This window comes from Bradyrhizobium sp. CCGUVB23, assembly GCF_024199885.1.
Classification (GTDB): domain Bacteria; phylum Pseudomonadota; class Alphaproteobacteria; order Rhizobiales; family Xanthobacteraceae; genus Bradyrhizobium.
Genome location: NZ_JANADQ010000001.1, coordinates 2,300,502 through 2,326,173, shown reverse-complemented (window position 1 = coordinate 2,326,173; position 25,672 = coordinate 2,300,502). Strand labels below are relative to the sequence as shown.

Below are 25,672 nucleotides of genomic sequence, written 5' to 3'. Positions count from 1 at the left end.
TCACTGATCCCAAAAGCCTCCTGGAGCCAATCTGACTGCCCTGGACGCAACCCGTCAAAATCACTGTGCAGAGCCACCAGCAGCCGTCGCCATGTATGATTTGTCAACCGCCGAGACTCAAAGTCTGATCCAGGCGGCCATTGAACTCGTCGTTGCTGCCGGCCTTGGTGCGGCCCGCCCCGCGGGCATTATGCTGGTGCTGCCCGTATTTACGCGTCCGCAGATCGGCCGGCTGATCCGCGGCTGCCTGGCTGTTGCGATCGAACTACCATACTTGACGCAAGTCGCCGATGGCCTGAAGGCGCTGGATCCGGACACACGTCTGCTCAAAATCACACTACTCGGTCTTAAGGAGGCGTGTGTCGGACTGATGATCGGTGCCCTGCTCAGCATTCCACTCTGGAGCCTTCAGGCCGTCGGCGAGATTATCGACACGCAACGAGGCATCAGCAGCGTGGTCACGCCCGCCGATCCCGCGACGCGTAGTCAGGCTTCGGCGACGGGACTGTTTATCGGTATCACCGCGATCACGATCTTCGTCGTATCAGGGGGGCTGCAAACCATGATCAGCGGGCTTTACGGCAGCTATCTGATCTGGCCGGTTTATCAGTTTGGACCCACGCTGAGCATGCAGAGGACAATGGAGTTGTGGGGTGTGCTCGACAGCATCATACGTACCACCCTCCTGGTCTCTGGGCCTGTGGTGGCTTTCCTGTTGCTGGTCGACATATCAGCGCTCTTGCTCGAGCGCTTTGCGCCGCAATTGAACCCGAAGGATCTGACTTTAACGATCAAAAATATCGGCTTTGCGATCATCATGGTCACTTACGCGGTATATCTCATCGAATACATGCAATCGGAAATCACGCAGTCGGGCCGCGAGCTGGAGAGGCTTGAAAGGCAACTGAAATGAGCGACACGAGCGAAGAGAAAACGCACGCCGCCAGCGACAAGAAGCTAAAAGATGCGCGCAAGAAAGGAACGGTTCCGCACAGTACCGATCTCGTCAAAGCCGTCAGTGCTTGCGCCGGTCTCGGCTATCTCTGGCTGGAAGCGAGTTCCATCCAGGGCAAGTGCCGTGAAGCGCTCATGCTGACTGACAAGCTGCTGAATCAGCCGTTCAATATTGCGGTCGATCTGGCGCTCGGCGTCTTGCCCGAACTTGCCCTCCGAATTGTTGGCCCGCTCCTTGGGAGTGTTGTCATCTGCGCAATTCTGACGGCAGTCCTGGCCAATGGTGGACCGGTGTTCTCCACGGAGCCGATGACGCCGAAATTCGAGAACATTGATCCCATCAAAGGGTTGAAGCGCATCGCTTCTTTGCGTTCCCTCGTCGAGCTTGGCAAGAGCTTGTTCAAGCTCGTCTGCCTCGGCGCGATCTTTCTCCTTGTCGTTGTCGGCGCGTGGAGGACACTGGTCTATCTGCCGGTTTGCGGCATGGGCTGCTTCGACTTCCTCTTCACAGAAGTGAAACTGTTGATCGGAATTGCCTGCGGCGCGTTTCTGATCGTCGGATTGATCGATCTCCTCCTCCAGCGCTGGTTGTTTTTGCGCAACATGCGCATGACTGAGAGCGAGATGAAGCGCGAGCACAAGGAGCAGCAAGGTAATCCGGAGCTGAAACGGGAACACCATCGTCTCCGGCGGGAGCAGGCGAATGAGCCCCCGCTCGGCGTGCATCGCGCAACATTGATCTTGACTGGGGGAAAGATGCTGGTCGGGCTGCGCTACGTCCGTGGCGAAACCGGCGTGCCGGTCCTGGTTTGCCGCGGTGAGGGCGAAGCGGCTTCGCGACTCTCGGATGAGGCGCGAGCCCTTCGTCTCAGTATTGTCGATGACCACGGCCTGGTCCACGAGCTTATCCGTAAGACCAAGCTTGGCAGCCCCATTCCTATGCAGTATTTCGAATCTGTCGCAAGAGCACTCCTTGCCACCGGCCAAGTCTAGTTCGTGTTGCGAAAGACGTCGCATGACGAGTGGGGACGTTGATCGCTACCGAGACGGCTGTGCGGCCTGGGTTCCGCTTGAGGTGGGATCTGATGATACCTTGTTGTTAGCTGTGCCCAAGTTGCTGCTATTGCCTGTCGCGAAGCTTTTATATGTGGCAACGGGAATGGCCGCACGATTGCCATCACTCGGCATAACGGCCTGATTGTCGAGCAAGTCGTGCGGATCGTTGACCATCCCGGCCAGATTATTGCGGATCGAGCAGCCAAGCGTCGGGTCGAAAGAATTGTCGTTCACTGAAGGGCCGACGATCGACATCGACGGACAGACCGGAGGGTATGCCTCATACGTAATCGCCTCGATTCGCGCGGCAGAGCCATCGCGCCGGTCGATGGATGGGCCCAAGAAGCGGATATTGTAAGGGTCGACGCCCATTGCGCGGGCCTCACTGGCTATCTGCGCTCCGAGCCGAGGTGAGCCGGTGATATCGAGATGGAGCGCGTCACGCCGACCGCGACTGGTACTGGCTATGAAATACCGCAGGCGCTGCCGCTCAGTCCCTCGAAGGCTCTGTAACAGCAAGACGTTCTTCTCCTGTTGAACCATGATCGCTTGTGAAGTCGGCTCGGGATAGATCGGCGCGCTGCTTGTGCAGCCACCTAGGCTTACCGTCAGAGCGATCAGGGGGCGCACGATTCGAAATGTCATTGGTCGATCCTCATTCGATGATATGGCCGCCACCCCGTGTCGTGCTTGGTACGCTAGTCGGGGGAGCGCCGCGACCAGGCGGGCGAGTTGCCATCGTGTTCGTCAGACTGCGCGCGAGGTCTGAGGGCGGTGCGGTGCGGTCGGTGGGGGCACTCATCGGCCTCGTGTTCGATCGTGGCCGCACAACGTAGGGCGTGACGATAATCACGAGTTCCGTCTCCTCCTGTTGAAATGAGGATGAGCGAAACAGCGCACCAAGAATCGGCACGTCGCCGAGCCAAGGGAAAGTCGTAATATCAGTGCTGAAGTTGCGCCGAATGAGCCCACCGATTGCAAAGCTTTGGCCGCTGGCGAGCTCGACGACCGTGTTGGCACGCCGGGTGGAGAGAGCCGGCACGGAGATGCCGTTGATGGTGACCGCGCCTTGTGTCGATAGTTCGCTGACTTCGGGCTTCACGCGGATGTTGATCTGATTGTTACTGAGAACGGTCGGCACGAACTCCAGGCTGACGCCGAAGTGACGAAACTCGACGGAGACCTGCCGATTGTCCTGCAAGACCGGAATGGGAAATTCGCCGCCTGCCAGGAAGCTGGCGGATTCGCCCGACATTGCGGTGAGGTTCGGTTCAGCAAGTACGGAAGCGAGGTGCTCGTGGGCCATTGCATCGAGTACAGCGCTGACGTTGACATTGCCAGTGTTGACTCCGATCCTTGCCGTACCGCCGCCCTGCGCCGCGCCGTTACCGCCGCCACTGCCACTGACCAAGCCGAGCGTGAAAGGGCCAGCTTGACCGGACGCGGAGAGGTTGACGCCGAGCTCCTTCATGGCGCTCCGGGAGACCTCCGCCACGCGCACGCTCAGATTGACCTGCAATGACCCAGCCACCTGGATCTTGTTGACGACGAGCGCGCCGGCGCCGAGAAATTGCTCAGTCACTTTCATTGCGCTATCGACGATCTCCGCATTGGGCGCCGTACCGCTAAGGATGGCGCCGCGCGGGGTATAACTGACCTGGATCGGATAGTCGCCGACCTGTGCTTTCAGCGTGGCGCGCAAATCCTCGATCGGCTGCGTGACGACAACACGCAGCTCAGCGAGAGCCTCCCCGTTCTCGTTCAGTGCGAACAAGCTGGTCCGTCCCGATTTTTTGCCAAAAACGAAGATGGTATTGTTCGACGGCGCCTGATAGTCCGCGATCGTAGGATCGGCGACAAAGATGCTCGCAGCTGGCGCGGGCAGATGAATTGTCTTACCGAGCGAAGAGGAAAGGGTCAGTGTCCCGCTAATGCCGTCAGGAGCCGTACGCGGCGGCCCCCCTCCATCATTCCGCTTGATCTGAGCTGCGGCCGCGAGCGGGCATAGCAGAACGACCACGCACAAAAGATGCGAAAGACAAGGAAGAAAGGCGGATAAAAGGGCGCTCACAGCGATCGATACGCGACGGACGCCCGCATGCTTATCAAAAACGATGTTCAAGACAGTCTTTTCTTTCAAGTTCGATTGACTACGCGGCCGACGCCGCGCCTTTTAATTCAAGGACGTAGCCGATCCCGCGCGCGGTTTTGATCCGTAGCGTTGCGCCGGACTGACTCAAATGACCGCGTAAACGATAGATTCCGACCTCAAGCGCATTGGTCGAAACCTCGTTGTCAAACGCATAGAGGCCATCCTCCAATGACGCGCGCACGACGGTGCGGCCTGCGCGGCTGAGCAGATGCTCAAGAATGCACACTTCGCGGCGCGCGATCTTCAGCGGCCGACCATTAACGGAGGCCTGCCGACCGATCGGATCGAATCTTAGATTGCCAAAAGTAACGACGGGGGCCGTCATTTGCGTTGATCGGCGCAGAGTGGCGCGCATCCGTGCGATGAGTTCATCCGTAGACACGGGCTTGGGCAGGAAGTCGTCCGCACCGCCATTGAAAATCGCGATCCGCCTACCGAGCTCGTTAAGGCTGCTCATCATCACGGCAGGCATCGAATATCCGTCGCGCCTCAACTGCTTCAGCCACTCCAAGCCGTCTCCATCCGGTAGAAGCAGCTCGAGGAGAAGGATGTCATAGCGGGCACAACCAAAGGCGGCGGCGGCCTCATCGAGCGTGCACGTTACGTCAACGGCAAAACCGCAGTCCGAGAGCGCTTCGTGTACAACGCGAGCTGGGGCCGTCTCATGATCAACCAGTAGCGTTCGCATGTCATCACCTCTTACCAAGTCATGCCAAAACACTCAGCAGGTCATGTTCGAACATGACGTCGAGCGAAATTGAGCAGTCCGGCTTTCGTGTAAGCGTTTGCAGCCGGAATAGACGAAGAAGAACGGTACTAACCAATCGCGCACTTGATCCGATCCAATGTCAGCTCGACTCGCATTTTCGACAGCCTCATCTGGCTCGCATGCATCCTGGTGGACCTCCAGTCTGGCCTTGCCTCAGAGGCATCGACCGCAATCAATCAAACGCATCGACAGGATGGTAGAACCCTCGCTCATCGCCGCGACAATTTTGGCAGTTGTCAACGACATCAGGGGGGCAATATGATTGCGAGCACACGTGATGGTGAAATCGATTGTTTGGATGAAATGCATTCACATTCCGGATCGGTGATGTTGTTCCCGGAGGCTGGATCGAAATCGCCTCATCGCGATCGATGCTTTGATGAGCGAGCGGTGCAGCCTCACGGCCGCAGGTTTGATGGCTGATGAGCGGTGATTTCGGCCGATTTGCATCGTTGCGTTCCCAATTTGCGAAGCCCCTCGCGCCGGTAGACTTTTGCGTGCGGACCAGCGGACTTAACCGTTCGGCCACGCGAGCCCGTGCGCGGTTAGCTCCTGCTACATCAAAGTCTCGATCGCCGCGTGGACGACCTATCGTCGGGTTTGCAAGGCCATTAACTTGCTCGGTCTTTATCGCTTCGAGCCAATCTCTCTCGCTGCAAAGGACAGACCCTCGATGGGCACCGAAACTTCGCCAGACCCGACATTCAGTCACGTCCGATACGCTGGCGGCGATGCACCCGTCGGGCGCCGAACCATTGGCGAGCGCATTTCGTATCTTTCGTTGTGACGCATGCCACTTAGGCGGTTGAGTTGCCTACGTTCCACTGATTTTGGCCAATGGATACGAAGGTCAGAGATCGGACTTTGATTGATCTGCCTTCCCAATTCGAGACGCAACTTCAAGCCGGTTGGCGCGCCGGCGAACCGCTCGTCCGGTTTGGGCTGCAAGTGGGGCAGAGCTGATACGGCGTCAAGGTCGCATAGGCTATGCCGGCAGCAGGGGCTTGGGTGGCGTGGCCAAGAAGCTTGAGGGATTAGAGGGAGGCGAGCTTGGAGCATTTGAGACATTCTATCTGTCGTGAAGTTGCGAGGGCCGGAGACCGCCGCGACTTAAGCTGTGATACGTCCTGTACCTGTTTCGAATCGTACAATCTGACGCTCCGTCCGATTCAAGCCCCTATGAGCGCTCGTAGCTTGGCTATATCAAGCGCACATGCCTCCAGATGGGGTGACGATATTGGAATTTGAGAAAGCGCAGCTGCTCCGAAAGGCGTCTTGTCCGAACCGAGCAATTTTCCTGGCTATGAGCATCGTGGTTCCATCGCCTCTCGATGGGAAGAGGGTGCTCGTCAAGCACGCAATGTCTTCTGCCCGGGGTGGCAAGCTTACCTGAAGACGTAGATTTCGCCTCCTCGTCCGATGCGTCTTGCTGCGGTGAATCTTTTGGCCGTCGTCGGTCCGCGGCTGCGCAATCAGTGATCTCGTTCACGGGACGCTTGACCTGCGACGACGAACCAAGTGGCCTTCTTGACAAGGTCGGGTTTGAGAGGACAGCCAAAGACTTTGTCGTTTTTTCGCGTCTGCAATAACATGGCATGGTTCAGCCGAGTGGCTTGTACATGAGCTTTCGTCACGAAAGCATGTCCTCCAGCGCCGCGCATTGATGCGGGGGCGATCGTTCAATCGCATAAAGGAGGATTTCAGAAGCGGTCATGTGGCTGGACACGTCGCTCAGTGGCAACAAACTGCTTGATAGACTTCCTTTCGGCTTGGTCTTGCTTTCGGCTGGGTCTTGCCGACAGACCGGTCGTTCTGATGCCATGGCCCGAGGAGCCAGCGCTTGGGCCGCTAGCCGTGAGTGTCCGCAGCGAATTCGTCAGCTTCTCGTCAGCTCGCCCCTTTAGCTCTGTGCCGCCTTCAATAGACAGCTAGGATCATCCATTTTGCAGTGAGAATTCTCCAGCCTATGGCCCTCCAACCGATATGCTCCAACGCGTCGTCGTGGAGGGTATTGGCGGGCATCTCCAAACTCAGCAGGGTCTTTCGCGCGAAATTGTTCGAGCCGAGATCATTGAGTGAGAAGTTCTGATCCGTCGTTCGACGTTCATCAGCTGACACCAAAAATCAACTTCACGGAATGCTGCAAGCCCGGCAGAGCTAGTCGCGCTGTCGGGCGGCAATGAGCGTCGAATCCAGCTTACCTCGAACATCGAAGCGGGCGAGCAAATGTATCTGTCCTTGCGACAGATGCACCCTTGGCGATGAACGACGGTGCTCGCTTCTGTTGCTCGAAACACCCTTATCCAGCCATCCGTTGTGTGCGCAGCAGCGTTAGCATCGTCATTTGGTGCTCCTGCGCTCCTAGCAGCCGCCACGACGGATCGGCCCAGCACGCAGCTAGGGCGATAAGCATTATCGCTCGCGCATTCGCATCCTCTTGGGAGACACGGCATGAGAGACGTCACCAGACGTAGAAACGCACGGATTTCGGACTTCGAAACGGGCTTAACCGCTCGGGATGATGAATCTCAATTCGCGTCTCGGCGCGGCGATGGAGCTAGCGGAAGGTTCGGAGCTGTGCTTGCGCGGATGCACTCTGAGCCTCAAGATGCAGATGCTCCCTCAACACGCACCCCGTCCGTGCCTGGTGATGATCGTTGCGATACCCTTGCCGATCCTAGCGTTGACGCACACAGAACCGGAGCGGGTGCGCCGTACGCAGCCAATGGCGGGCGCGAGCGGTCCGCGGGACACAAGCGTGGCGCCCAAACTCGGAAGCCAAGCTCCTCTCGTTCCGGTGTCGATCCCTTCGACGCCGATCTGCGGCCGGAAAGCTCGCAAACAGGTGCGCTGCAACTGCGCCGAGGCGTGTCGGGACGGGACGCGGAATGGGGAACGCATCGTGCCGGCGATAAAGGAGGTCATAGCGTCCACGATTGGCGTCATACCACTTATCGCAACGCGCAAGAACCGGAAGGCGGCTTAACCCATTCTCGCCTTGCGGATCGGCGAGATAACGGAGCCACCGAAAGCTCGCGAACGGGCACACTTGCGCCGCACGCGCAATCGGCCTCGCTGCTTCCCTCCAGGGCAGGTAAGCGCCGCTTCGACGAGCTGGCTGAGCACCGCCCGCATGCCGCGACTTCGGAACGGTATGGACGTGCAGAGCTCGAGAGTGGAAAAGTTCGCGCAGCGATCGAGACCATTGATCGGGCTTGTCGCGCGCATGACTTCAATCAATTCTCTCGAACCGTGGTCGTCCATACACAACAGAATAATCCCAAGCAGTTGAAGATGCCTGGGCTGGCAGCTTTTCTGCAAAAGGCCGCGACTCTTTTCAAGACTGAATTCGTCCCGCTATGGGAAGACAACCTCCGCTACCAGCAATCGTGGGGCTACGCTACGACCTGCAATGCAGTGAGCCGGGAGGCCGGAGGTCAAGCGGGTATAGACGCTTGCAAGGCCATGGCAGCGCGACTGTCAGGACTTGATGACTCCCTCATGAGGAAAGTCGACCTCAAGGCGTTTTCCCTTTTTGCGACTTCATTCGGGCGGCACACACAATCGAGTAGGTGCCGCAATGGAACAATCAGGATCGCCGAGTTCTTTCGCGATGATCATGAAGCGCTTCAGGAGCTGAACGAACAGAGTCTCTCGTTGCTCGCGAACGGACTTAGCAAGTGGCCGGAACGGGCGGAGTGTCGGCAAGCCACGGTCGCGATTGCGAGCGAAGTCTCTCGCCGCGCACGCGGTGCGGGGCTCTCCCATGCCACTCAGCAGCAACTGTCCAACCTGGCAAACGCCTTCTGCAAGTGGCCCGACGAGGCGAAGTGCTGCCGGGCGAGCGTCGTGATTGCCGATGAGGTGTCTGGTCGCGCACACCTTTCCGATTTCAATCCGCAGGCACTTACGAACCTGGCGAATGCGTTCTGCAAGTGGCCGGACCGAACGAGCTGTAAGCTCGCGACGATCGCCATCGCCAGGGAGGTTGCCGGGCGCCGGCTGGGTAATTTTGAGCCGCAGGGCCTGGCGAACCTGGTGAACGGCTTCGACAAGTGGCCGGACGAGCGGCCTACCCGGCGAGCGGCCGTCGCAATTGCCGGTGAGATCTGCCGCCGGGACATCTCTGCGTTTACTCATCAGAACCTGTCCCTCCTTGCAAACGGCTTCAGCAAATGGCCGGACGAGGAGAACTGTCGCGCGGCCATCGTGGCAATCGCCGGGGAGGTCCTCCGCCGTGGGCTCGGCCATTTCACGCCACAGGCGTTGGTGAACCTCGTGAGCGGTTTCAGCAAGCGGCCCGAGGAAGCGGACTGTCGCGCGGCGACAGCGGCAATCGCCGGAGCGGTCCTGGGCGGGCGACTGCGTGGTCTTACCCCGCAGGGCCAGACCGTCCTGGTAAACGGTTTCAGCAAATGGCCGGAAGATCCGACCTGTCGTGCGGGCACCGTGGTCATAGCCTCTGAGGTTCTTGAGCTCGCCCGCCGAACCGACGGACTTTCTGACTATCCTGCACAAGACCTCGCTGTGGCGGCGAATGGTTTCAGCAAGTGGCCGCATGAGAAGGGCTGTCGTCAGGCAACCGTCGCGATTGCCGACGAGATCCTCAGGCTTCCTGGCCGCCTTTCTCATTGTACGCCGCAGGAACTGGCCAGTCTGGCAAACGGTTTCAGCAAGTGGCAGGCAGAGCCGGCCTGCGGCGAAGGCATAGGCGCAGTCGCCCGAGAGACCCTTGGTCGTGCCGATCGTGACAGTCGCCTCACTGGCTTCACCGAGCAGTCGCTTTCGAACCTGGCGAACGCTTTCAGCAAATGGCCAGACCAGACGCTTGTGCTTCAAGCCACGATCGCAATCGCCGGTGAGGTGCTCAGCCGCTCCGATCGGCTTTCGGCCTTTACCCGCCAGCAGTCTGCGAACCTCGTGAACGGCTTTTGCAAGTGGCCGACTGATGAGAGCTGTCGCCGCGCAACAGCCGCGATCGCCCGCGAGCTATGCGACCGCAACAGGCTATCCGGTTCTGATAGCCAGGGGCTGGCGAACCTGCTGAACGGCTTTGGCAAGTGGCCTGCAGACGAAGACTGCTCCGAAGCCGCCGCCGCGATCGCTCGGGAGATCCTCAGCCGCCGCCGCCTCCGCGATTTTACTCCGCAGCAACAGGCTGACTTGATGAACAGCTTCATCAAATGGCGTGGAGAGATTTCGTGCACCCAGGTGATGGTACACCTTGCGCGGGACCTTGGTCGGGGAGGTGAGCGGTTCGCTGTGTTTAACACGCCTCAGCTCAGCATGATCGCCAATGCTGTGGGCCGAAGTTTCATGAGGGCGGAGGAAGGTGGAGAGATTGCTGACGCCACTTTGCTCAAAGACCGGCTGCAGCAGCTGGTTCATTACTTGCACTATGCAAATGATCGGCTCGAGCAGGCCGATGTCTTGAGCATAACCAACATGTTCAAGGCGATTGGAAAGGCCCGGCTTTTTGACGAACTCGGTCTGCTCGCACCGACAGGCTTGACTAGACTCGAGGAATTGCTTCATGCCTCGGGCTTTGCCCGCGAGAACAACCTCGAATCCATGGGCAATATTTGTATCGCTCTGCTGCCGCTGGCGCGCAGCCCGCAGAAGTCGATGCAGTGGCACCGGAGGCAAGCTCTCAACCTGCTCAACGATCTGCAACCGGTATTGGAGCAGAAAATAGCGGCATATCTGGCGGCAAGCAAAGCCGAGCGGCGGACCCAGAGTTCGTTTTCGGCCCGCCGTCCCGCACTCTCGATTTTTCAGGTGCTCAAGGCGCGTAAGGTCCTAGAGACTTTGTACCGTCGGCCGTATGTCGAGGGCAACAAGTCTGATTTGGCGATGCGTCGGCAACAGCTGGAGCATGTGACCAAGAAGATCCTGGCGGACACACGAGCCCTGATCGAAGGCGATCTTTCCAACATGAGCTGGAATCTGATCGCGCAGATCGAGGCGGACGATGTGGTTGATGCGCTCGACTCATTCATGTCGCTCGATGAGGGCGCGATCCAAACTCAACATCCCTCGTCCGTCTTCGATGCGCACCAGGTGTTACGAACCATGGATCACGAGCCTAGACCGCCGCAGGGCAAGGCAGGACTGATGCAGTTGCCGGTCGTGGACATGCAGGGGCGCCGACTGCCTACGGCACCCGAGACGCGATACTCGATGTTTCATCGCTTGACCTCGGGAGCGTTACCGGTCGTCGCGGTGCAACTACCGAAAAAGCCGAGCCCCTTCATGTTGAGGCGCGTGTTCTGTGTCGATGATGTGCCCTACCGGATGGACCTGTTCGGCGGAAGTAAGTTAAAGGCACCGAAACCAACCCTGTCGCAGATTGCTGCCGTCGCTCCGGGCGAGCAAAGACCCGCGGCTTCCGGCGGGAAGCTGTTGGCGATTCCGTATGCCGACACCGCACCGGGCACGGCGTTCGAGCAGCTATCGCGCGCCTGGGCCCCGTTTAAGGAAGCATATTATTATACTCAGCGCAGGGGGTTTGCCGCGCCACCTGTTATCAAAGATCTTGGCCCTCATGACTACGCCCTGGAAGGTGCCTTTAAGTTGTCGCTGCTGCCGGACCGCCCTGCCGGCGAGGAACATCCCTTTAAGCTGATTGGACCAGACGGGCCGATCGCTTTGCGCCCGCACGATGGCTGCGGCTTCATCAGAGCCTCGTTAGCCGAGCGCATGTTGGCTGTTCGCCGAGGTGGTCAGCAGGAAGGTCCTGATCGGCTACTTGCCTACGGTGAGGAAAGGAAGGCGTCGCTGCCCGCCGCGGCGCTGCAATTTTATTCGCGCAGCGAGCAAGTGGCGCAGGAAGTAAGCGAGAAAACCAGGAGCTGGCTTGAGAGAAGAAAAGGGGAGCCGCTGAGTTCGGAACAGCTGTATCGGACCGTGACGGCCGGACACATCGAAGCGCCCGGCGCGATCGCCGTGCCCTCCGATGATGGCCATCTGCACGTGCCCAAGCTCAAGAGCGATACGTTGGCTGGGGCGGCTGGCGTGCTGATCGGCCGCTCGCCATATGATAAGGCAAACCTGCGCCCGTTCACAACCGAACGCGTAAAGACGGCATCTGAAGGTGATTCCACAGCGGCGTTCCTCGATAAATGCGTGGCGTTTCAATACAGCTTTAATGTTGCCGAGAAGTCAGGTGCTCAACTGGCGGCCGACGATCCGACCTTTTTCGCAAAAGGCATTCTGATCGTGGTGCCTGATGAGGCGTGGCCGGCCAACTATCGAGATCGTGGGCTGGTGATGTCGGCTGAGGACGTGAAATCCCATTCGAGCTGGACCGAGCGCAAGGACCGTGTGACGGCGGACACCTCACTCGATTGTGTCGGCATGCTCCAAGCCACCGAGGTCTTCGCTCCCGGGTCCCTGGTTGCCGTCCCGCCCGATGAACAGAAAAAGCTCGACGGCGACTTCGATGGGGACACCGTCATTATTATCGGGGACCGGCCGCAGCTTTATGAGCATGTCCGGCAGTTTGATGCCGAGGAGCAGGCTCGCGGAGTCCGCTCGCTCAAGCCGCCAAAGTCGCATACCCCCGCGATCGAGGACGGCAGGTACCAATTCAGTCGTGGCAACCAGATCCTGGCAGCCACGCAGGACACCTTGGAAACTTATAGCACTCTGCAGAGAAACTTTCTGGCTCAATCCGATCAAGCCCGGCGCTGGTTTGCGGAACGGGCCATCTTTGGCATCTACGAGGGCGTTGACCACGAGTTCAGGCAAGAGATCCGTGACTTATTGAACCGGGAGGAGACAAGCGGGCAGGATATTCAGGCGACGCTCGAAAGGGCGATGCGCGAGATCGACGTCGCAGAGCACCCAATCGCTCGCGAGGTCACCGAATTGCTCGTGGCCGACTTAGAGGCGTGGGCTTCGAGCGCGGATGCGCCGGTCCCGGTCGAAACAGAAAGCGCCTCCGATCTCGACCCTGGGCTGAGCCAAACGGCTTGCGAGCTTTTTCCGGACTTGGCGGACGCCTATCGGACCTCCGCTCACCCGCGAGACCGCGTCCAGGCCTTACTCGATCAATATCCTGCGCGCATCGATCCACGACCGGATGGTTACGAGCCGGACGACGTCGTACAAAGCACAATCAACCTCCTGAGCCTTGGCAACAAGGTCGGGACCGACGCCTATAAATCCGATACTAGTGCCCGACTTTTCCTTAAAAAAGGCCAACACCTTCAGCGCCTCCTGCACAAGACGCCGGGCCTGAAAGCCGTGCCCTATATCAAAGGCGTAGCTGCCACGCTCATGCATGGCAGGTTCGATGTCGATACGTCCCTGGACGATCTGAAGGACAATCCGACGCTAGCGGCTTCAGTCATGGAAGCCTCAATCAAGCTCGCTGCCGACAAACACATCCTCCCTAAGTCCTCCGCTCGACAGCTCCCCACGGATGATTCCGCTATGGCGATGATTTTGACCAGCGCGGAGGCTGCCGACCGCGCCGGGGCGGAGTCTGCCAGGGCCGTAGAAGAGGAGAACGACATCACCACGGCGACCCTTCGGGTCGCCGAGATACTCAGGCGGGCCGATATCGAGGTGAGCATGCCTCGTTTAAATCGCTGCTTGAGATCAAAGGGATCAATGACAGACCAACTGACGGGAGCGATCATCAAGTCTGACGGCAACACCCAGCTGATCAGCAACGCCGTTCGTCATCTCTTCGAAATCCCTGGCAAAGATTTCACAAATGGTTTCAAGAAGGCCATGTTGGCGTTCGATGAGCGGGGCTACGCCGAGGTCAGCACTAGGAATTGGTTCAGGATGCGAGATCCAACCTTCCTCGGTGTCACCACAGTACTGACCACGCCGGACGGCTATCGCTTTGAGGTAGAGTTCCATACGCCACAGAGCTTTGAAGCCAAGATTGCCAATCACGATACCTACAAGGAGCGAGGCAGGCTGCGGCTGCGAGCGAGTGGAGATGCTCTCGACGAGGCTACGCAACAACTCGCCCAGCGCGCGCGGGAGGTCTGTAAGGGCGTGCCGATCCCGGAGGGCGCCAGAGAGATTTCCCACTGGGGAAACGAACTCGACGCCCGATCAGCTGCCGGCGCCATCTTTGGCCCGCGAGCTGCCGAACGGTCAAGAATGCCCGAGCGATCACTGATCGCAAAAGAGGTTGTCTCTGTTCTGGGCTCGCGGCCGGTTGTGCTTGTCGGACTACCAGCCGCCGGAAAGTCCCGCATTGGGCCTGCTCTCGCACGACGACTAGGGCTCGCCTTCGTCGACACCGACAAGAAAATTGAAAGGGAGACCGGTATGGCGATTACGCAAATTTTCGCCGCCAAAGACAAAGGCAAGCAGTGGTTCAGGAACCGCGAGGCGAGCTTGATCGCGCAGTTGGTCGACAAAGGGAACTTGATCCTTGCAACCGGCGGTGGCTCGTTCGAGCGTGAGGAAACGCGGCGCCTCATCCTGGATAAAGCGGTCTCGATCTGGCTCGATACCGACCGCGGCGAGATTTGGAAGCGCCTTGCAAATGACACCAGCCGGCCGTTGTTGCGGATCGACGAGGCGGAGGAGACCTCGGGCGAGGGGAGCGCGAACAAGGTGGCCATCAAGAAGGAGCTCTTCGAGGAAATCGTCAAGGAGCGAATTCCGCAGTATCGCCAAGCAGATATCACGGTCGTTCCGCCCCATAAGAGGAACGACAACAAGAACGCGGATGCGTGTGTGACGGCGCTGCACGGCTATCTCTGTGGCGGCGCCGGGGAAGAAGCCTCGTTGGCCAGCTCGTTTCAGGGGCTTCCCACAGCGTCAAACCCTCCGAGCGCGGAAGCATCGGTTCGGCTCAAGGAGGAGAGGCCGGGACCCGCGGCACCATCACCTGCGAGCGCTCCGCGGTCAAACGTCTACGGAAGCGTTGGGTCCGTGGTTGATTTGCCGTCGACAGAGCAGATGATGCCTGATGATGTTCATTATCCGCGGGTTTTTCCGCGCAAAACATCCGATGCCCAGGTCGCTTCCTTGGATCCGACAGCCTCGCTCCACGCCAGCCTGGTGCCTGGCGCCACGGAATGGCTGGGTGACGAGCATATCGCGGCCGACTACGCGCTCCTTAACGAGCAGTTGCGGGGGGACGATCCGGGTCTGGCGGCCGAGATGCGGTTCGTTCAGCCGGCCCAAGCCCATCTGCTGCGCTTGACCCCGAGCCCGAGCGGCTGGCTGGAAACTTTCCAGCGGATCGTACATGATCGGGATGGTAACGACACCGCCAGGTTCCTGCTCGTGCCAGTGAGCGATGGTCATGCTGATGACGAAGGCACGCATTGGTCGCTGTTGTTCGTGGATCGCCACACGCCGGAGGGAGCGCTTGCGTACCACTACGACTCCGCCGGGGCACACAACACCCCAGTTGCAGAACAACTCGCAGCAAGACTCGGCGTCCGTCTGCAGGTCGCTCGCATAACCCGGCAGCAGAACGGCTATGATTGCGGCGTCTTTGTTGTGGACGCCACGCGGGCGCTGGTTAGACGATTGGCGCAAGGAGAGCGGCCAGGGCGCGAGCCGCTGCACCTTGACCACCTCGTCGCCAATCGGCCGGCGCTCCAGGACCGACTTGGAGCTGATACGGCTTAGGCTGATGAAGTTGGCTCGAACAGCTCTCGCCGACACGAGGATGGCAGGCTCGCCCGAACGAGCCGGTCAAGGCGGGTCCCCTCGCTTTTCGATTTGAGGATCTGCCGATACGACGGCCAGGATGCGCCCTCTTTCCAAGTCGTTGGCAGGCCGGCGAGCAACAAGTCGATCGGAGGGTCGCCGCAGGAGTTGATCCGCCGCCGGCCGTACCCCGGCGGTCTTTAAGATGCCGTCGGTTCGTCATCGACGGACCTTTCTTCCGCCCTGACGACTTCGCTGCCGGCTAAAGTATGGTCCGGACCCGAAGGGCCGCGTTAGCGCAAAGTGTGGAGCGGTTTTCCCTCGCGACAAACGCGCAAACGCGTTTGCGCGGAGATCATGCCCAAACATCAAGCTAAAGCACGATGACGATTCATCCCAACTCATCGCGCTTTAGCTTACCTTACCGGGGTGGCGATCAGCTTCCAAATTTTGGACGCCGACCCCCCTAAAGCTTGGGGCGGCAATATTTTGCTCTGGCGCAAACTTGGAGCAGCTCCCCTCGCTTCTGCGCCAATTAACCTTTCTTGGATCAGATCGATTTTGCCGGGGCTGTACATTTGCCTGCCTGACGTGCGCGAGGTGGGTGATCTGCTCCTTTCGTCTGTCCGTCGGACCAAGGTGAGGTCATCGCGGCCGAACCGCCGCTTCATCATTCGAACCGCCATGGGCCGAATGAGGCAACGAGACTGGCGCGTCGAACGCGCTTGATCCACGCTCCATTCTTCGACATCGCGCGCGACGGTTACCTCAAAATTGCGCTTTTCGACCCTAGGAATAGCCGGACAAGCGCGAGCCTTGCAGTCCAATACGAAAGGGTCTCGGAGGCTGTCATGCTCGTCGGGAGTTGCAGATCGTGCCGGTCGCCGAGCACATTTTTCGCTAGCGTCAGGCATTCGATCAAAGCGTGTAAAGCCAAGAAGAGACATGGGCTGCATAGAACCTTGCGGTTCAATGGTAGCGTATCCTTGCTCTGGTCGAAAGAGAATGTCAGTAGCTATGAAAACTTTGAAACCATCCACGCGCTCTCTTCGACGCGGCATAATCATTTAGACAAGCGGAAGCGAAAGTTCGTTTGGTGTGGAATGGTGTGTGTTCTATTCTCGGTCTTCCGGGTGAACAGTTCTTCTACGTTCTGAGCACCTCGGAAAAAGTTCTCCGCTGTCGTGGCCTTGGGACCAGCCTTGTGCAGATTGCGAATATGTGAAGTCAGCAGAGCTGGAGCCGTTGCTGCTCCTTGCACGATACGAGTTCACCTGCATCAAGCGCAGCCAATCCACACGAGTCTTCCTGCAAATCCTCTTTGCTGACGCCGCATCATGAGCGTGATCGCCGTGAGGCGGCTCGAGGTGCTCATGCACTGCGCACGCACCTGCTCGGCATGCCCGCCAGCGCCAGATGGGTGTCAACACGCGGGCTCCGTTGGTATTCCATCAGTTGATCCCGGATGAAGCGCAACGTCGCCTGCCTGACATAGAGGGGAGCGAAAGAAACTCGGTCGACAGGAGGAACACTCAGGTCGTCGTAACCTCGCCGTTCTGGGCACAGTCGCGGGGCGGTTGTCCGAGTCCGCGCTTGAGAGAGACCGTCATCACGCGATATGTCCCAGCTGTCGTGTTTCAGTCGTGTTCGGCTCTAGACGCTGATGTCCAGAATCGAACGTAGCGCGCAAGTCTATGCCGATGCGGTGCGAGGCCGATAGTTTTTCGTTCTACTCCACGCAAGCCTCGTAGGACGTTTTTGATGGCATGCCAATTGCTGGACACGGAGAAGAATGAGCAACATGTGCTGCTCTCACTGTCCAGGATTTGAAATGAGCGTGCTCGACTGGTCCAAATCAATGCGATGGACGCTGCCCCCGTGAGTGCGGTCCCGCTGGAGGTTCGCTGCGGCATGCTGGTGTCGCTGCCGCTATCCGCGCCGAATTATGACTGTCGGTGTCGCGCAGTGGATAGCAACGCAGGATATGATCTGCACGGAGCCGAGGCAGCCGCTGAGTGCTCGCGCGAATTTCACCGTGCCTGTATCGACGCTGAACCGAAGGTCGCTCCTCTGACGCCTGTGTGTCGGCGCGACCTGCCTCGTACGATAGCTAAAGGAGACAAAAAATATGCGTGCGCCAAGCTATTGCGAGGCTCTAGAGTTCGCGATCGACCGCTCGTACGACATCAACCTCGACATGCTGAGGGCTCGAAAACTACACCTTGACACCTACAATGATTACCTTGTCGGTACCTATCCACCTCTCAAAGCAATGGGTGAGCTGAATGCCGAAAGGCTGTTGAGCGAGATTACCTCGTCGATCGATCTCTACTTTCACATCCCCTTCTGCAATCAGTATTGCACCTTTTGTCATTTCGCCAAGGAAATCAATCCACGTCCCGGGCGAGTGGAACGTTACCTGGCGGCTCTCGATAAAGAGATGAGTTGGTCGGACACGGCGCTTGCCGGCAGAACTATCGAGACAGCGTTCTTTGGCGGCGGCACCCCGTCAATGCTGACAAACCCACAACTCAAAACGCTATTCGACATGATCAAGCAGCGCTTTGATCTATCGAAGTGCGAAGTCAGCTTCGAATTGCATCCCTCTCTTGCAAAGCAGGTGGATGCCGCAGATCGCATATCCACTCTGCTTAGTAATGGCGTAAACCGCTTCGTGCTGGGCGTTCAAAGTCTTGATCAAGACATCTTGCGTATCTTGAACCGCGGCCACGGTGTGGGTGAGGTTAGTAAGCTCGTCAAATTGCTGAATAAGATGGGGGTTCAGAATCTATCGCTGGACCTCATCTATGGATTGCCGCAGCAAACGCTGCGGAGCTGGTACGACTCGCTCATCGGTCTATTGAATATGGGAGTGGAGAAATTCAACATATTTCCATTGTTGTTCAAATCGACGGACCCCATAGCTCGCCATTTGAGCAGAGGGCGATATCAATTCGCCGGGGCGAAGGAGCGCATCATCATGCATTTCATGGCGGAGCACATCCTCACGAGACTTGGCTATCGCCATGGTCCGATCTTCTTCTGGACCAAGAAGTCGCAGCCGCACTCCATTCAGCAGTGCCGCAAATACGATTCATGGAACGACAATAATCTGATCCCGTTTGGCGTTGGCGGATTTGGCTACGTGAGTCAGTGCCAGTTCTACAACGAGGCAGATTTAGGTCGCTACTTGCTTAGGGTCGAGCGTGGCGAGAAACCAGTGTGGAAGGGCGTCGTCCTGTCGCAAGACGATCTGATGCGCAGAACGGTGATGCTGGCGTTGCGAAGTAGCGGAGTGTCGCTCTTTCGTTTCGAGAGGGAATTTGGCGTGTCCATGGAGCAATACTTTCGTCGCGAGCTTAAGAGACTAAATGAAGCGGGGCTCATCAGCATTTCAAATGAAGGCGTGCTCTCGCTAACCACTGCCGGCATCATCAATTCGGGCGCGGTATCGCTGCAATTTTTCTCCAACCATGTGCTCGAGCGAGCCGCACGCACTGACAGCAAGATCTTAGACAAACGAAGTGATCTTATCGAGAAGCACGACTACTCGCCGGCCGCCCGATACGGGGCAACCGCCGAAATGCAAACCGTTTTTAACCAAGGCCGGTGAGCATGCTGTGGTCTTTAAGGTACTAACTAGTGCTGACCTAGGCACCGGCGCCCCGAGCGCGTAGCTGAATGACCGAATTTTGAGGCCGTCGTCGCTCGTTTGGGGACGATACGCGACGTGGTATCACGCGCCGTTGCTTCGCAACGCGGCTCCGTCGGTGGCTATGGCATGGCCGCGAATGACGGATCCGCGAACGCATAGGCGACGAATTCATCCGGCAAAAGCCCTGGTGCTCGCGGCCGATCGCGCCCATCGCGCGTGCATCGCAGGCGCTGCTCAAGTCGCGTTTCGGGAGAAAGTGTCAATATCTTCTCTTCGGTAGACTGTAAACGGTACGACGGCTCCACCTGGTATACGATGACGGGATGAGTGAGTCTCGCGCGGGGACAGACAACGCGAGGGACGCTCATTTCAATGGATCAAGACAGGCATCAAGACAGGCATGATGCCGACTCCTATCAGCGGATCGAAGTGATTACAGGGGAGAGGCGACGACGCAGTTGGAGCGATGCGGAGAAGGCGCGGATCGTGGCCGAGAGCGCCGATCCGGAGACGAGCATTTCCGAGGTGGCGCGGCGCAATGGGGTCAACCGGGGACTGCTCGGTGTGTGGCGGCGCAATGCGCGGCTTGCGTCGAGCGAAGCGCCGCAGTTCGTACAGGTCAGGCTCGAGGACGCAGTCGAGGCGCGGGCGAACGCGATCGGCAAGCCTCACGTTCTGACGGGTCCGGCCGAGCGGATCGAGGTGGTGATCGCGGGCGCGACGGTGCGCGTGCCCGTCGGCGTCGACGCCGCGACGCTGGAGCGCGTGCTGGCGGCGGTGAGGTCGATGCGATGATCTCGTTCGGTCCAATGGTCCGTGTGTTCGTCGCGACGCAGCCGATTGACTTTCGCAAAGGAGTTCATGGCCTGGTCACGCTGGTGGCGGAGGGGTTGAGCGGCAAGCCCGACAGCGGCGACGTTTATGTCTTCCGATCGAAGCGATCGGATCGTTTGAAGCTTCTCGTTTTTGACGGCTCGGGAATAGTTCTAGCGACGAAGTAGCTCGAGGATGGGAGCTTCGCGTGGCCACCTGTTCGCGAGGGTACGATGCTGGTGACGGAGGCGCAACTGGCGATGCTGATCGAAGGTCTTGCGGAGTGGTCGCGTGTGGTCCCGAAGGTGACGAAGCGGCCGACGAAAGTTGCCTCGATCGTCTTGTTTTGCTGGCGATTGCGAGTGTGTTCGTGTAGCTCTGCGATATGGCGCTTCGCCCTGAAGATCTCCCCTCTGACCCTGCGGCTCTCGCCGAGATGGTGCTTGCGTTCGAAGGCGAAGAACGACGATCTGCGCGCAGAGATCGTCACGTTGAAGAGCTTGATCTTCGGCGCGCGAGCGGAGACTATGTCCCTTCAACTTCAGCCAATCCCGCGACGGGACCTTTACGAGGACGTTGCCAATGTCACCATCGCGGTCGGTTAGTGCAGAGCCATCCGTGGCCTTCGGCGATCCTGAGCGACCTTCGCCTCCCGGGTCAAGGGGCGCTTCGAGCCGCTTGGAACTGCCATTCCAAGTATCGCACCCCGCGGTCGACATACAGGCTACCGTGCCAGTGGAAGACTTCACACATATCGTCGGCTTGGGATGGGATCATGGTTGCCAATCGGCGCCCGATGCCCTGATCGGTTCACTCCACAGAAAGGGCGTCTTGCCGGCGACACCGCTCCGGCCGCAGACACATTTTTACATCCATGGTCGGCCTTACACGACGAAGCTTGGGCAAGGGACAAAGGAGGCGACTCTAAACAATCCGCGTGGACTTCGCGTTACGCTCATTCCTGGACACGGACTTCGATCTCACGAACCCGTAGGGGCGTCCATCGAAGGCTTCCCGAAAAATGCAGAAAAGACATCGTCATCGACCGGGGCGGAGAGGTCTGCGACACGGACGTCGGATGGCAAATGCTTCGGACGGTGGTGGTGTCTTAAGTTAGGGCTTGGCAAAGCCTTCGAGGGGAGTCGTCGCAAAAAGTCGACCGTACGTCTGGGCCAACCGGATAGACGGGCGTCCGGATCTGGCATCCCGCCGCAGCGTCGGCTGAAGCTCAGCAACACGGAATGGCTGGGTGACCAGCATATCACGGCGGATTACATGCTCCTGGAGCAAGAATGGCAGACCGACAATCCGGATCTGGCCGCGCGGACGCGGTTCGTGCGGCCTGCCATGGCCCACCTGCTGCGCTGGACCGAGTGCGAGATCGAACTTCTGACAGCCCTCCAGGCGGTCGTCGAAGACGAGCACGAGAATGATACAGCCGACTTCCTGTTTCTGCCAGTGAGCAATGCCAGCGCTGCGGACCCCGCCCGCCGCGGCACCCATTGGTCGCTGCTGCTCATTGATCGCCGCGCACCGGAAGGGATGATTGCCTATCACTACGACTCCTTCGGAGGATCTAACAGCTCCATTGCAGAACATCTCTCAGGAAGGTTAGGTGCCAGACTACAGCCAGCGCGCATAGCTCAGCAGCAGAACAATTATGATTGCGGCGTCTTTGTGCTCGAGGCCACGCGGGCGCTGGTTGGACGATTGGCGCAGAGACAGCGACCTGATGATGAGCTGCTGTTGCACCTCGACAACCTCGTCGTCCGTCGGAAGGCATTGCAAGATCGACTCAGCGCTCGTGCACCTTAGCGTTGCGACGCCGAGCTCGATGACGCTCAGGCTGATGGAGCGGCTCGTGCCGGCACCAAGACCGGCAGTCGCCAGCCGCTGATCGTGCGGCTTCACCGATCCGCGTTCGGACGACTGACCGGCTACGGGGACATGAACGATATGGATCGGCTCGCGTACGATCCCGCCCCGCGCTGGATCGAGGTTTCCCGGGCAGTGGCTCACGCACCGAGAGGGCTTCCATCGCGTTCAAACATGCTCCTTCACGAGTGAATGAGGATCGCGCGGCTTCCGCGTCGGCATAAGCGTGACGTGAGCTCGCAAAAAGCTTCGTCCATCCCATGATTAGCGGTCAGCGCCGCGATTCGGGCCACGAGGACCAGGTCGTCCCCGACCGCATCATTCACTTGACCTGCCGCTGCGTATTTCCTCCAGATGGAGTTAGAGTCCGGCTCGCAGAAGGACGATAGACTTGGCCCCATGGGCGATGCGAGGCAGGCGAGAAGGATCAGGTAGACTGATAGGTGTCGCCTCATGATTCAACTTTGTTATGGCGGTTGGCGGCGGTCGCATCAGTGGAACGGCGTGCTGCCGCAGAAATTCGTGCCACGGTCACGGTGATGACGTGGGTGTGGTGCAGCAGACAGGATCACGTTGGCGACGGCGGGTCACTGAAGACACGTCCCGCTCGCCGATGTTGCGGTTACTGCTAAGCAGGATCGGGCCTTGCTTATAATGGCGGCTAACGAGCTGGAAGAACAGATGCGCGGCATTGGGCTGAAAGGGCAGATATCTGCGCTCGTCGATCAAGAACTTTGGCTTGGCAGCAAGCTGCGCAACGAGTGTGTTGGCTCGACGAACCGCACGGAATGCCCAGCCAGGATCGATTCACGCCCCAGCGCGACTGCAAGGTGCATCTTGCCAACGCCAGACGGCCTAAGCGGCGGGAGATTCTCGCCATTGACAATCCAGCGCGCGCCGGCAAGCTAGCGTACCTGCTTGGGAGCGGCTGGGCCGAGAACTCGAAGCCGGAGAGATCGCGAACGAACGGGAAGCGCGCAAGTTTGAGGGCATCTCGATGCGCCGCTCGTTCTTGCGGGCACAACACCAGGGTCTCGCGGAGGCTCGGCTCTTGTCGGCCGGCCCCGTCAAATAGCCTATGATCGCAGATAGCAGTCAGCTTCAGGCTCGCCAGCAAGTGCCAGCTCGACTATGGGACGAACTTGCATTCCAGATACCTAGTCTTACTGCGTCACAAATTTCGATAGCTACTTTGACGTGAGACTGCCCTGATGCAACAGGGGCATCGAGATAGTGTGGACGCGAGAGCGACGCTCAATCCTCGCCGAACGGTCGCGATCGAATTTGGAACGTGCCGTTCAGGCCGCAATGGCGGCCCCCCTCGGGCGATAAGTTTCGGGAATTGTAATTTCTTTGAAAAGCCCGGCGGAACCTGTTGCTGAGGGGGGAATCGTCTCCCGCTCGGAGACCAGGAATCCGTAGGCCGCGATGCACAGCGTTGCGTGATGGTGGAAGCCGCGCCAGCCTCGCCCCTCGAAGTGGCCAAGGCCGATCTCCTGTTTGAGTTCGTAGTAGTCGCGCTCAATGCGCCAGCGCAGCTTGGCGGTGTCGACCAGCTGACGGAATTCAATGTTCGCCGGAAGCGTCGAGAACCAATATTTGGTGGGTGCTTCCTCGCCCTCCGGCCATTCGATCAGCAGCCATTCCTCCGGCCGGCTTTCGGCGAGCCAGTAATCTCGATGTGCCGCACGGATGCGCACACGGGCAAAGCGCGAGGATAAGCGTTCTGCCGTCCCCTCACGCCACGTGATCTTGCGCCAAGCATCCATTGGCAGACCAATCGCAAGCTTCTTAACTGAGATCGGTTGATACTTGCCATCACGTCGCAGCAACTTCGGAGGTCGTCCGCTCCCCGACCACTTCTTCGGCGCCCGCGGCCCAGTGCCAGGGCGCCATACGGACGTTTGTGGCTGGATGCCGGCCACATAGTTCAAGCCGAGATCTGTGATGTTCGTACGCAGATCAGTATCAGTACCATAGCCGGCGTCCATCAGCACTACGCCACGCGGCAAGCCCCCTGCACAGGCCCAGCGCAATTGCTCAAGCGCGATGGCCGGCTTGGTTTTGAAGGTGATCTCGTTGGGCACACCGGCTTTGCGCCGACGCGGACGGTCGGTCGCCCATTCCTTTGGTAGATAAAGGCGATACGCCACCGGCAGGCTCGCGTGATGGTTGGCAATCGAAAGGGTCACGGCGACCTGACAATTGTCTTGCTTGCCCAGTTGGCCGCAATATTGCCGTGCAACCCCGACCGAATGCCGCCCCTTCTTAGGAAAGCCCGTATCATCGATGATCCAAGCTTCGATCTCTCCGTGGCGTTCGATGCTCGGCAGCACTAACTCACGGACTTTGGCCAACACTTGCTGGTCCGACCAGTCGCCTTGACCGACAAAATGCAACAACGACTGGTGCTGCGCTGCTGTCCGCTCAGGAGCCGTGATGGCCGCCATCGGCTCGACACTCTTGCGATCGCAAGGCATCATCAGACCGGTGCAGTAATCGCGAAGCGGTTTGGCTCGGTCTGCGTGTCCGATCACGCTCGTAAGACCCTCAACATACGCCGAAAACCGCGACGCGACGTCCCCCGATTTTGCCAGACCCATCTCAGCCTCTCCGCATGCTGAAAAGATGAGTCTTCTCAAATACATGATTCTTCTCGGTAAACGCCGCGACACTCTGACTCAGTAAGACTAGCAGGCTGTTGAAGAACTCAGCCGCGTTGGCAAACGAAGCCTGAATCGTCGCCATTGTGTATGTAGGAGTGGCCGACGAGCCTTTCTGCTTGCCGGTCATAACCCATCCGCACCGCAGATGGGGTCATTCTCGTCGTGCCCTTCGCATGAGAACTCCGCGCAGGCTGTACCGTCACGGGGCCGTAGCGGACGTCGAGAAAGCCGTTCAGCGCACCGAAGGCGATTTCACCGACGGACTTGCCATTGAAGGTGAGAGGCGTCTCTTCGTCAAGATCGCGGGACTCGCTGTCCCACTTGTCCATCTCGACGATGCGCCAGCGGCCGGCAAAGACCTTGGCGAAGCCGGCACCCTGGCCATCATTCAGCCTCCGCGATCAGCTTGGGCAGCCACCTGTCGCTGACTATTTCCGATGCGAATGTCTATGATTGTGCCGCTTATTCATGGAGCAGCACCGGTCCGCTCTTCCTTCAGAAGGGGCCCTCATATAGCGGCATTACCGTTAGCTAGCTTGGGCCTCCTCCTGCCTCGCCAGCTGTCGGCTTTCGACTTCATGGCGCAGCCTGAATTGCAGGCTGCGTGGGCAATCTCGTCTGCCCGAATGACAAACGCCCATCGGTGGTCCACGCCTTCGATGTTTCGAGCAGGATCTGCATCGTCACTCTCTCTTGGAAATTGGGCCACACAAAGTAGCGTGCAGAATTAGCAACTTCCGTTCCACCCGCCGGAAAATGACCCGTTGCAAGCGGATTCTACCAGCTCGAGGCCTGCGTTTCTTGTCGGGCTTCCGCCAACGACACAAATCCCGTCAGATTCAAAACACATGACTTCCTTGGCCAAATCCAGATCTTTCAACGCGCAATTGAGTAGCTTACCGAGTGAGGACCGCGCTGGCACGGCGGTTGCTTTGGGATGCAGCAAGACCGAGTAATACCGGAAGGCAGAATCTCGATTGTCACAGCAACAAAGCAGATGGTCGCGAATGGCTCCGAAATTCGTTTCGAGGTGATTTCCGAAATGGGCTTGTCTACATCATGCACGGCAGACAGCCTTCTCGACGTCATCGATACCC

At 58.8% G+C, this 25,672-nt stretch carries 10 protein-coding genes and 3 pseudogenes; 7 read left to right on the top strand and 6 right to left on the bottom strand.

The genetic code is table 11. The features are described from left to right. The first annotated feature begins 91 nt into the window (after positions 1-91). Both sctT and NLN62_RS10690 read left to right on the top strand, forming a co-directional pair. Positions 92-913 carry a type III secretion system export apparatus subunit SctT gene (gene sctT / locus NLN62_RS10695; protein ID WP_254103312.1) on the top strand — a complete coding sequence of 274 codons (822 nt, stop codon included), beginning with the start codon at positions 92-94 and terminating at the stop codon, positions 911-913. Beyond that, the gene (locus tag NLN62_RS10690) at positions 910-1,947 is read left to right on the top strand and encodes an EscU/YscU/HrcU family type III secretion system export apparatus switch protein (RefSeq protein WP_254103313.1); all 1,038 of its coding nucleotides are present in this window, start codon (positions 910-912) and stop codon (positions 1,945-1,947) included. The genes sctT and NLN62_RS10690 overlap by 4 nt, the downstream gene beginning before the upstream one ends. 45 nt (positions 1,948-1,992) lie before the next feature. Here NLN62_RS10690 and NLN62_RS10685 read toward each other — a convergent pair whose 3' ends face one another. Genes NLN62_RS10685 through NLN62_RS10675 form a run of 3 tightly spaced genes read right to left on the bottom strand, consistent with a single transcriptional unit; the run spans position 1,993 to position 4,850 of the window. Then, on the bottom strand, positions 1,993-2,655 hold the full coding sequence (locus tag NLN62_RS10685; protein ID WP_254108726.1) for a CpaD family pilus assembly lipoprotein: 663 nt from the start codon (positions 2,653-2,655) through the stop codon (positions 1,993-1,995). Positions 2,656-2,665: 10 nt separating this feature from the next. Beyond that, positions 2,666-4,132 (bottom strand): type II and III secretion system protein family protein, encoded by a 1,467-nt coding sequence (locus tag NLN62_RS10680; protein WP_371932956.1) that lies wholly within the window; start codon positions 4,130-4,132, stop codon positions 2,666-2,668. Between the two features lie 28 nt (positions 4,133-4,160). Continuing rightward, complete coding sequence (locus NLN62_RS10675; protein ID WP_254103315.1) at positions 4,161-4,850, bottom strand: response regulator transcription factor; 690 nt, start codon at positions 4,848-4,850, stop codon at positions 4,161-4,163. 2,949 nt (positions 4,851-7,799) lie between these two features. On the opposite strand from NLN62_RS10675, the gene xopAD reads away from it, so the two are divergent. From xopAD to NLN62_RS52940, 5 genes and pseudogenes are all read left to right on the top strand, one after another. Continuing rightward, positions 7,800-15,545, top strand: a complete 7,746-nt coding sequence (xopAD, locus tag NLN62_RS10670) for a XopAD/skwp family type III secretion system effector (RefSeq protein ID WP_254108725.1) — start codon at positions 7,800-7,802, stop codon at positions 15,543-15,545. A 2,149-nt stretch (positions 15,546-17,694) separates the two neighbouring features. Further along, on the top strand, positions 17,695-19,179 hold the full coding sequence (locus tag NLN62_RS10665; protein WP_254108724.1) for a coproporphyrinogen-III oxidase family protein: 1,485 nt from the start codon (positions 17,695-17,697) through the stop codon (positions 19,177-19,179). Positions 19,180-19,593: 414 nt separating this feature from the next. Next, positions 19,594-20,016 carry a transposase gene (locus NLN62_RS52945; protein WP_256575904.1) on the top strand — a complete coding sequence of 141 codons (423 nt, stop codon included), beginning with the start codon at positions 19,594-19,596 and terminating at the stop codon, positions 20,014-20,016. Further along, a pseudogene (tnpB, locus tag NLN62_RS10655) lies at positions 20,013-20,360 on the top strand (IS66 family insertion sequence element accessory protein TnpB); the annotation flags it as partial. The gene NLN62_RS52945 and the pseudogene tnpB, both read left to right, overlap by 4 nt. Positions 20,361-20,616: 256 nt before the next feature. After that, positions 20,617-21,849 carry a Ulp1 family isopeptidase gene (locus NLN62_RS52940; RefSeq protein ID WP_256575903.1) on the top strand — a complete coding sequence of 411 codons (1,233 nt, stop codon included), beginning with the start codon at positions 20,617-20,619 and terminating at the stop codon, positions 21,847-21,849. Between the two features lie 591 nt (positions 21,850-22,440). Here NLN62_RS52940 and NLN62_RS10645 read toward each other — a convergent pair. From NLN62_RS10645 to NLN62_RS10635, 3 genes and pseudogenes are all read right to left on the bottom strand, one after another. Continuing rightward, positions 22,441-22,802, bottom strand: a pseudogene (locus tag NLN62_RS10645) (ATP-binding protein); the annotation flags it as partial. Positions 22,803-23,207: 405 nt separating this feature from the next. After that, positions 23,208-24,512, bottom strand: a complete 1,305-nt coding sequence (locus NLN62_RS10640) for an IS701 family transposase (RefSeq protein ID WP_254108599.1) — start codon at positions 24,510-24,512, stop codon at positions 23,208-23,210. Positions 24,513-24,619: 107 nt separating this feature from the next. Beyond that, positions 24,620-24,960: pseudogene (locus NLN62_RS10635) on the bottom strand (hypothetical protein). Between the last annotated feature and the right edge of the window lie 712 nt (positions 24,961-25,672).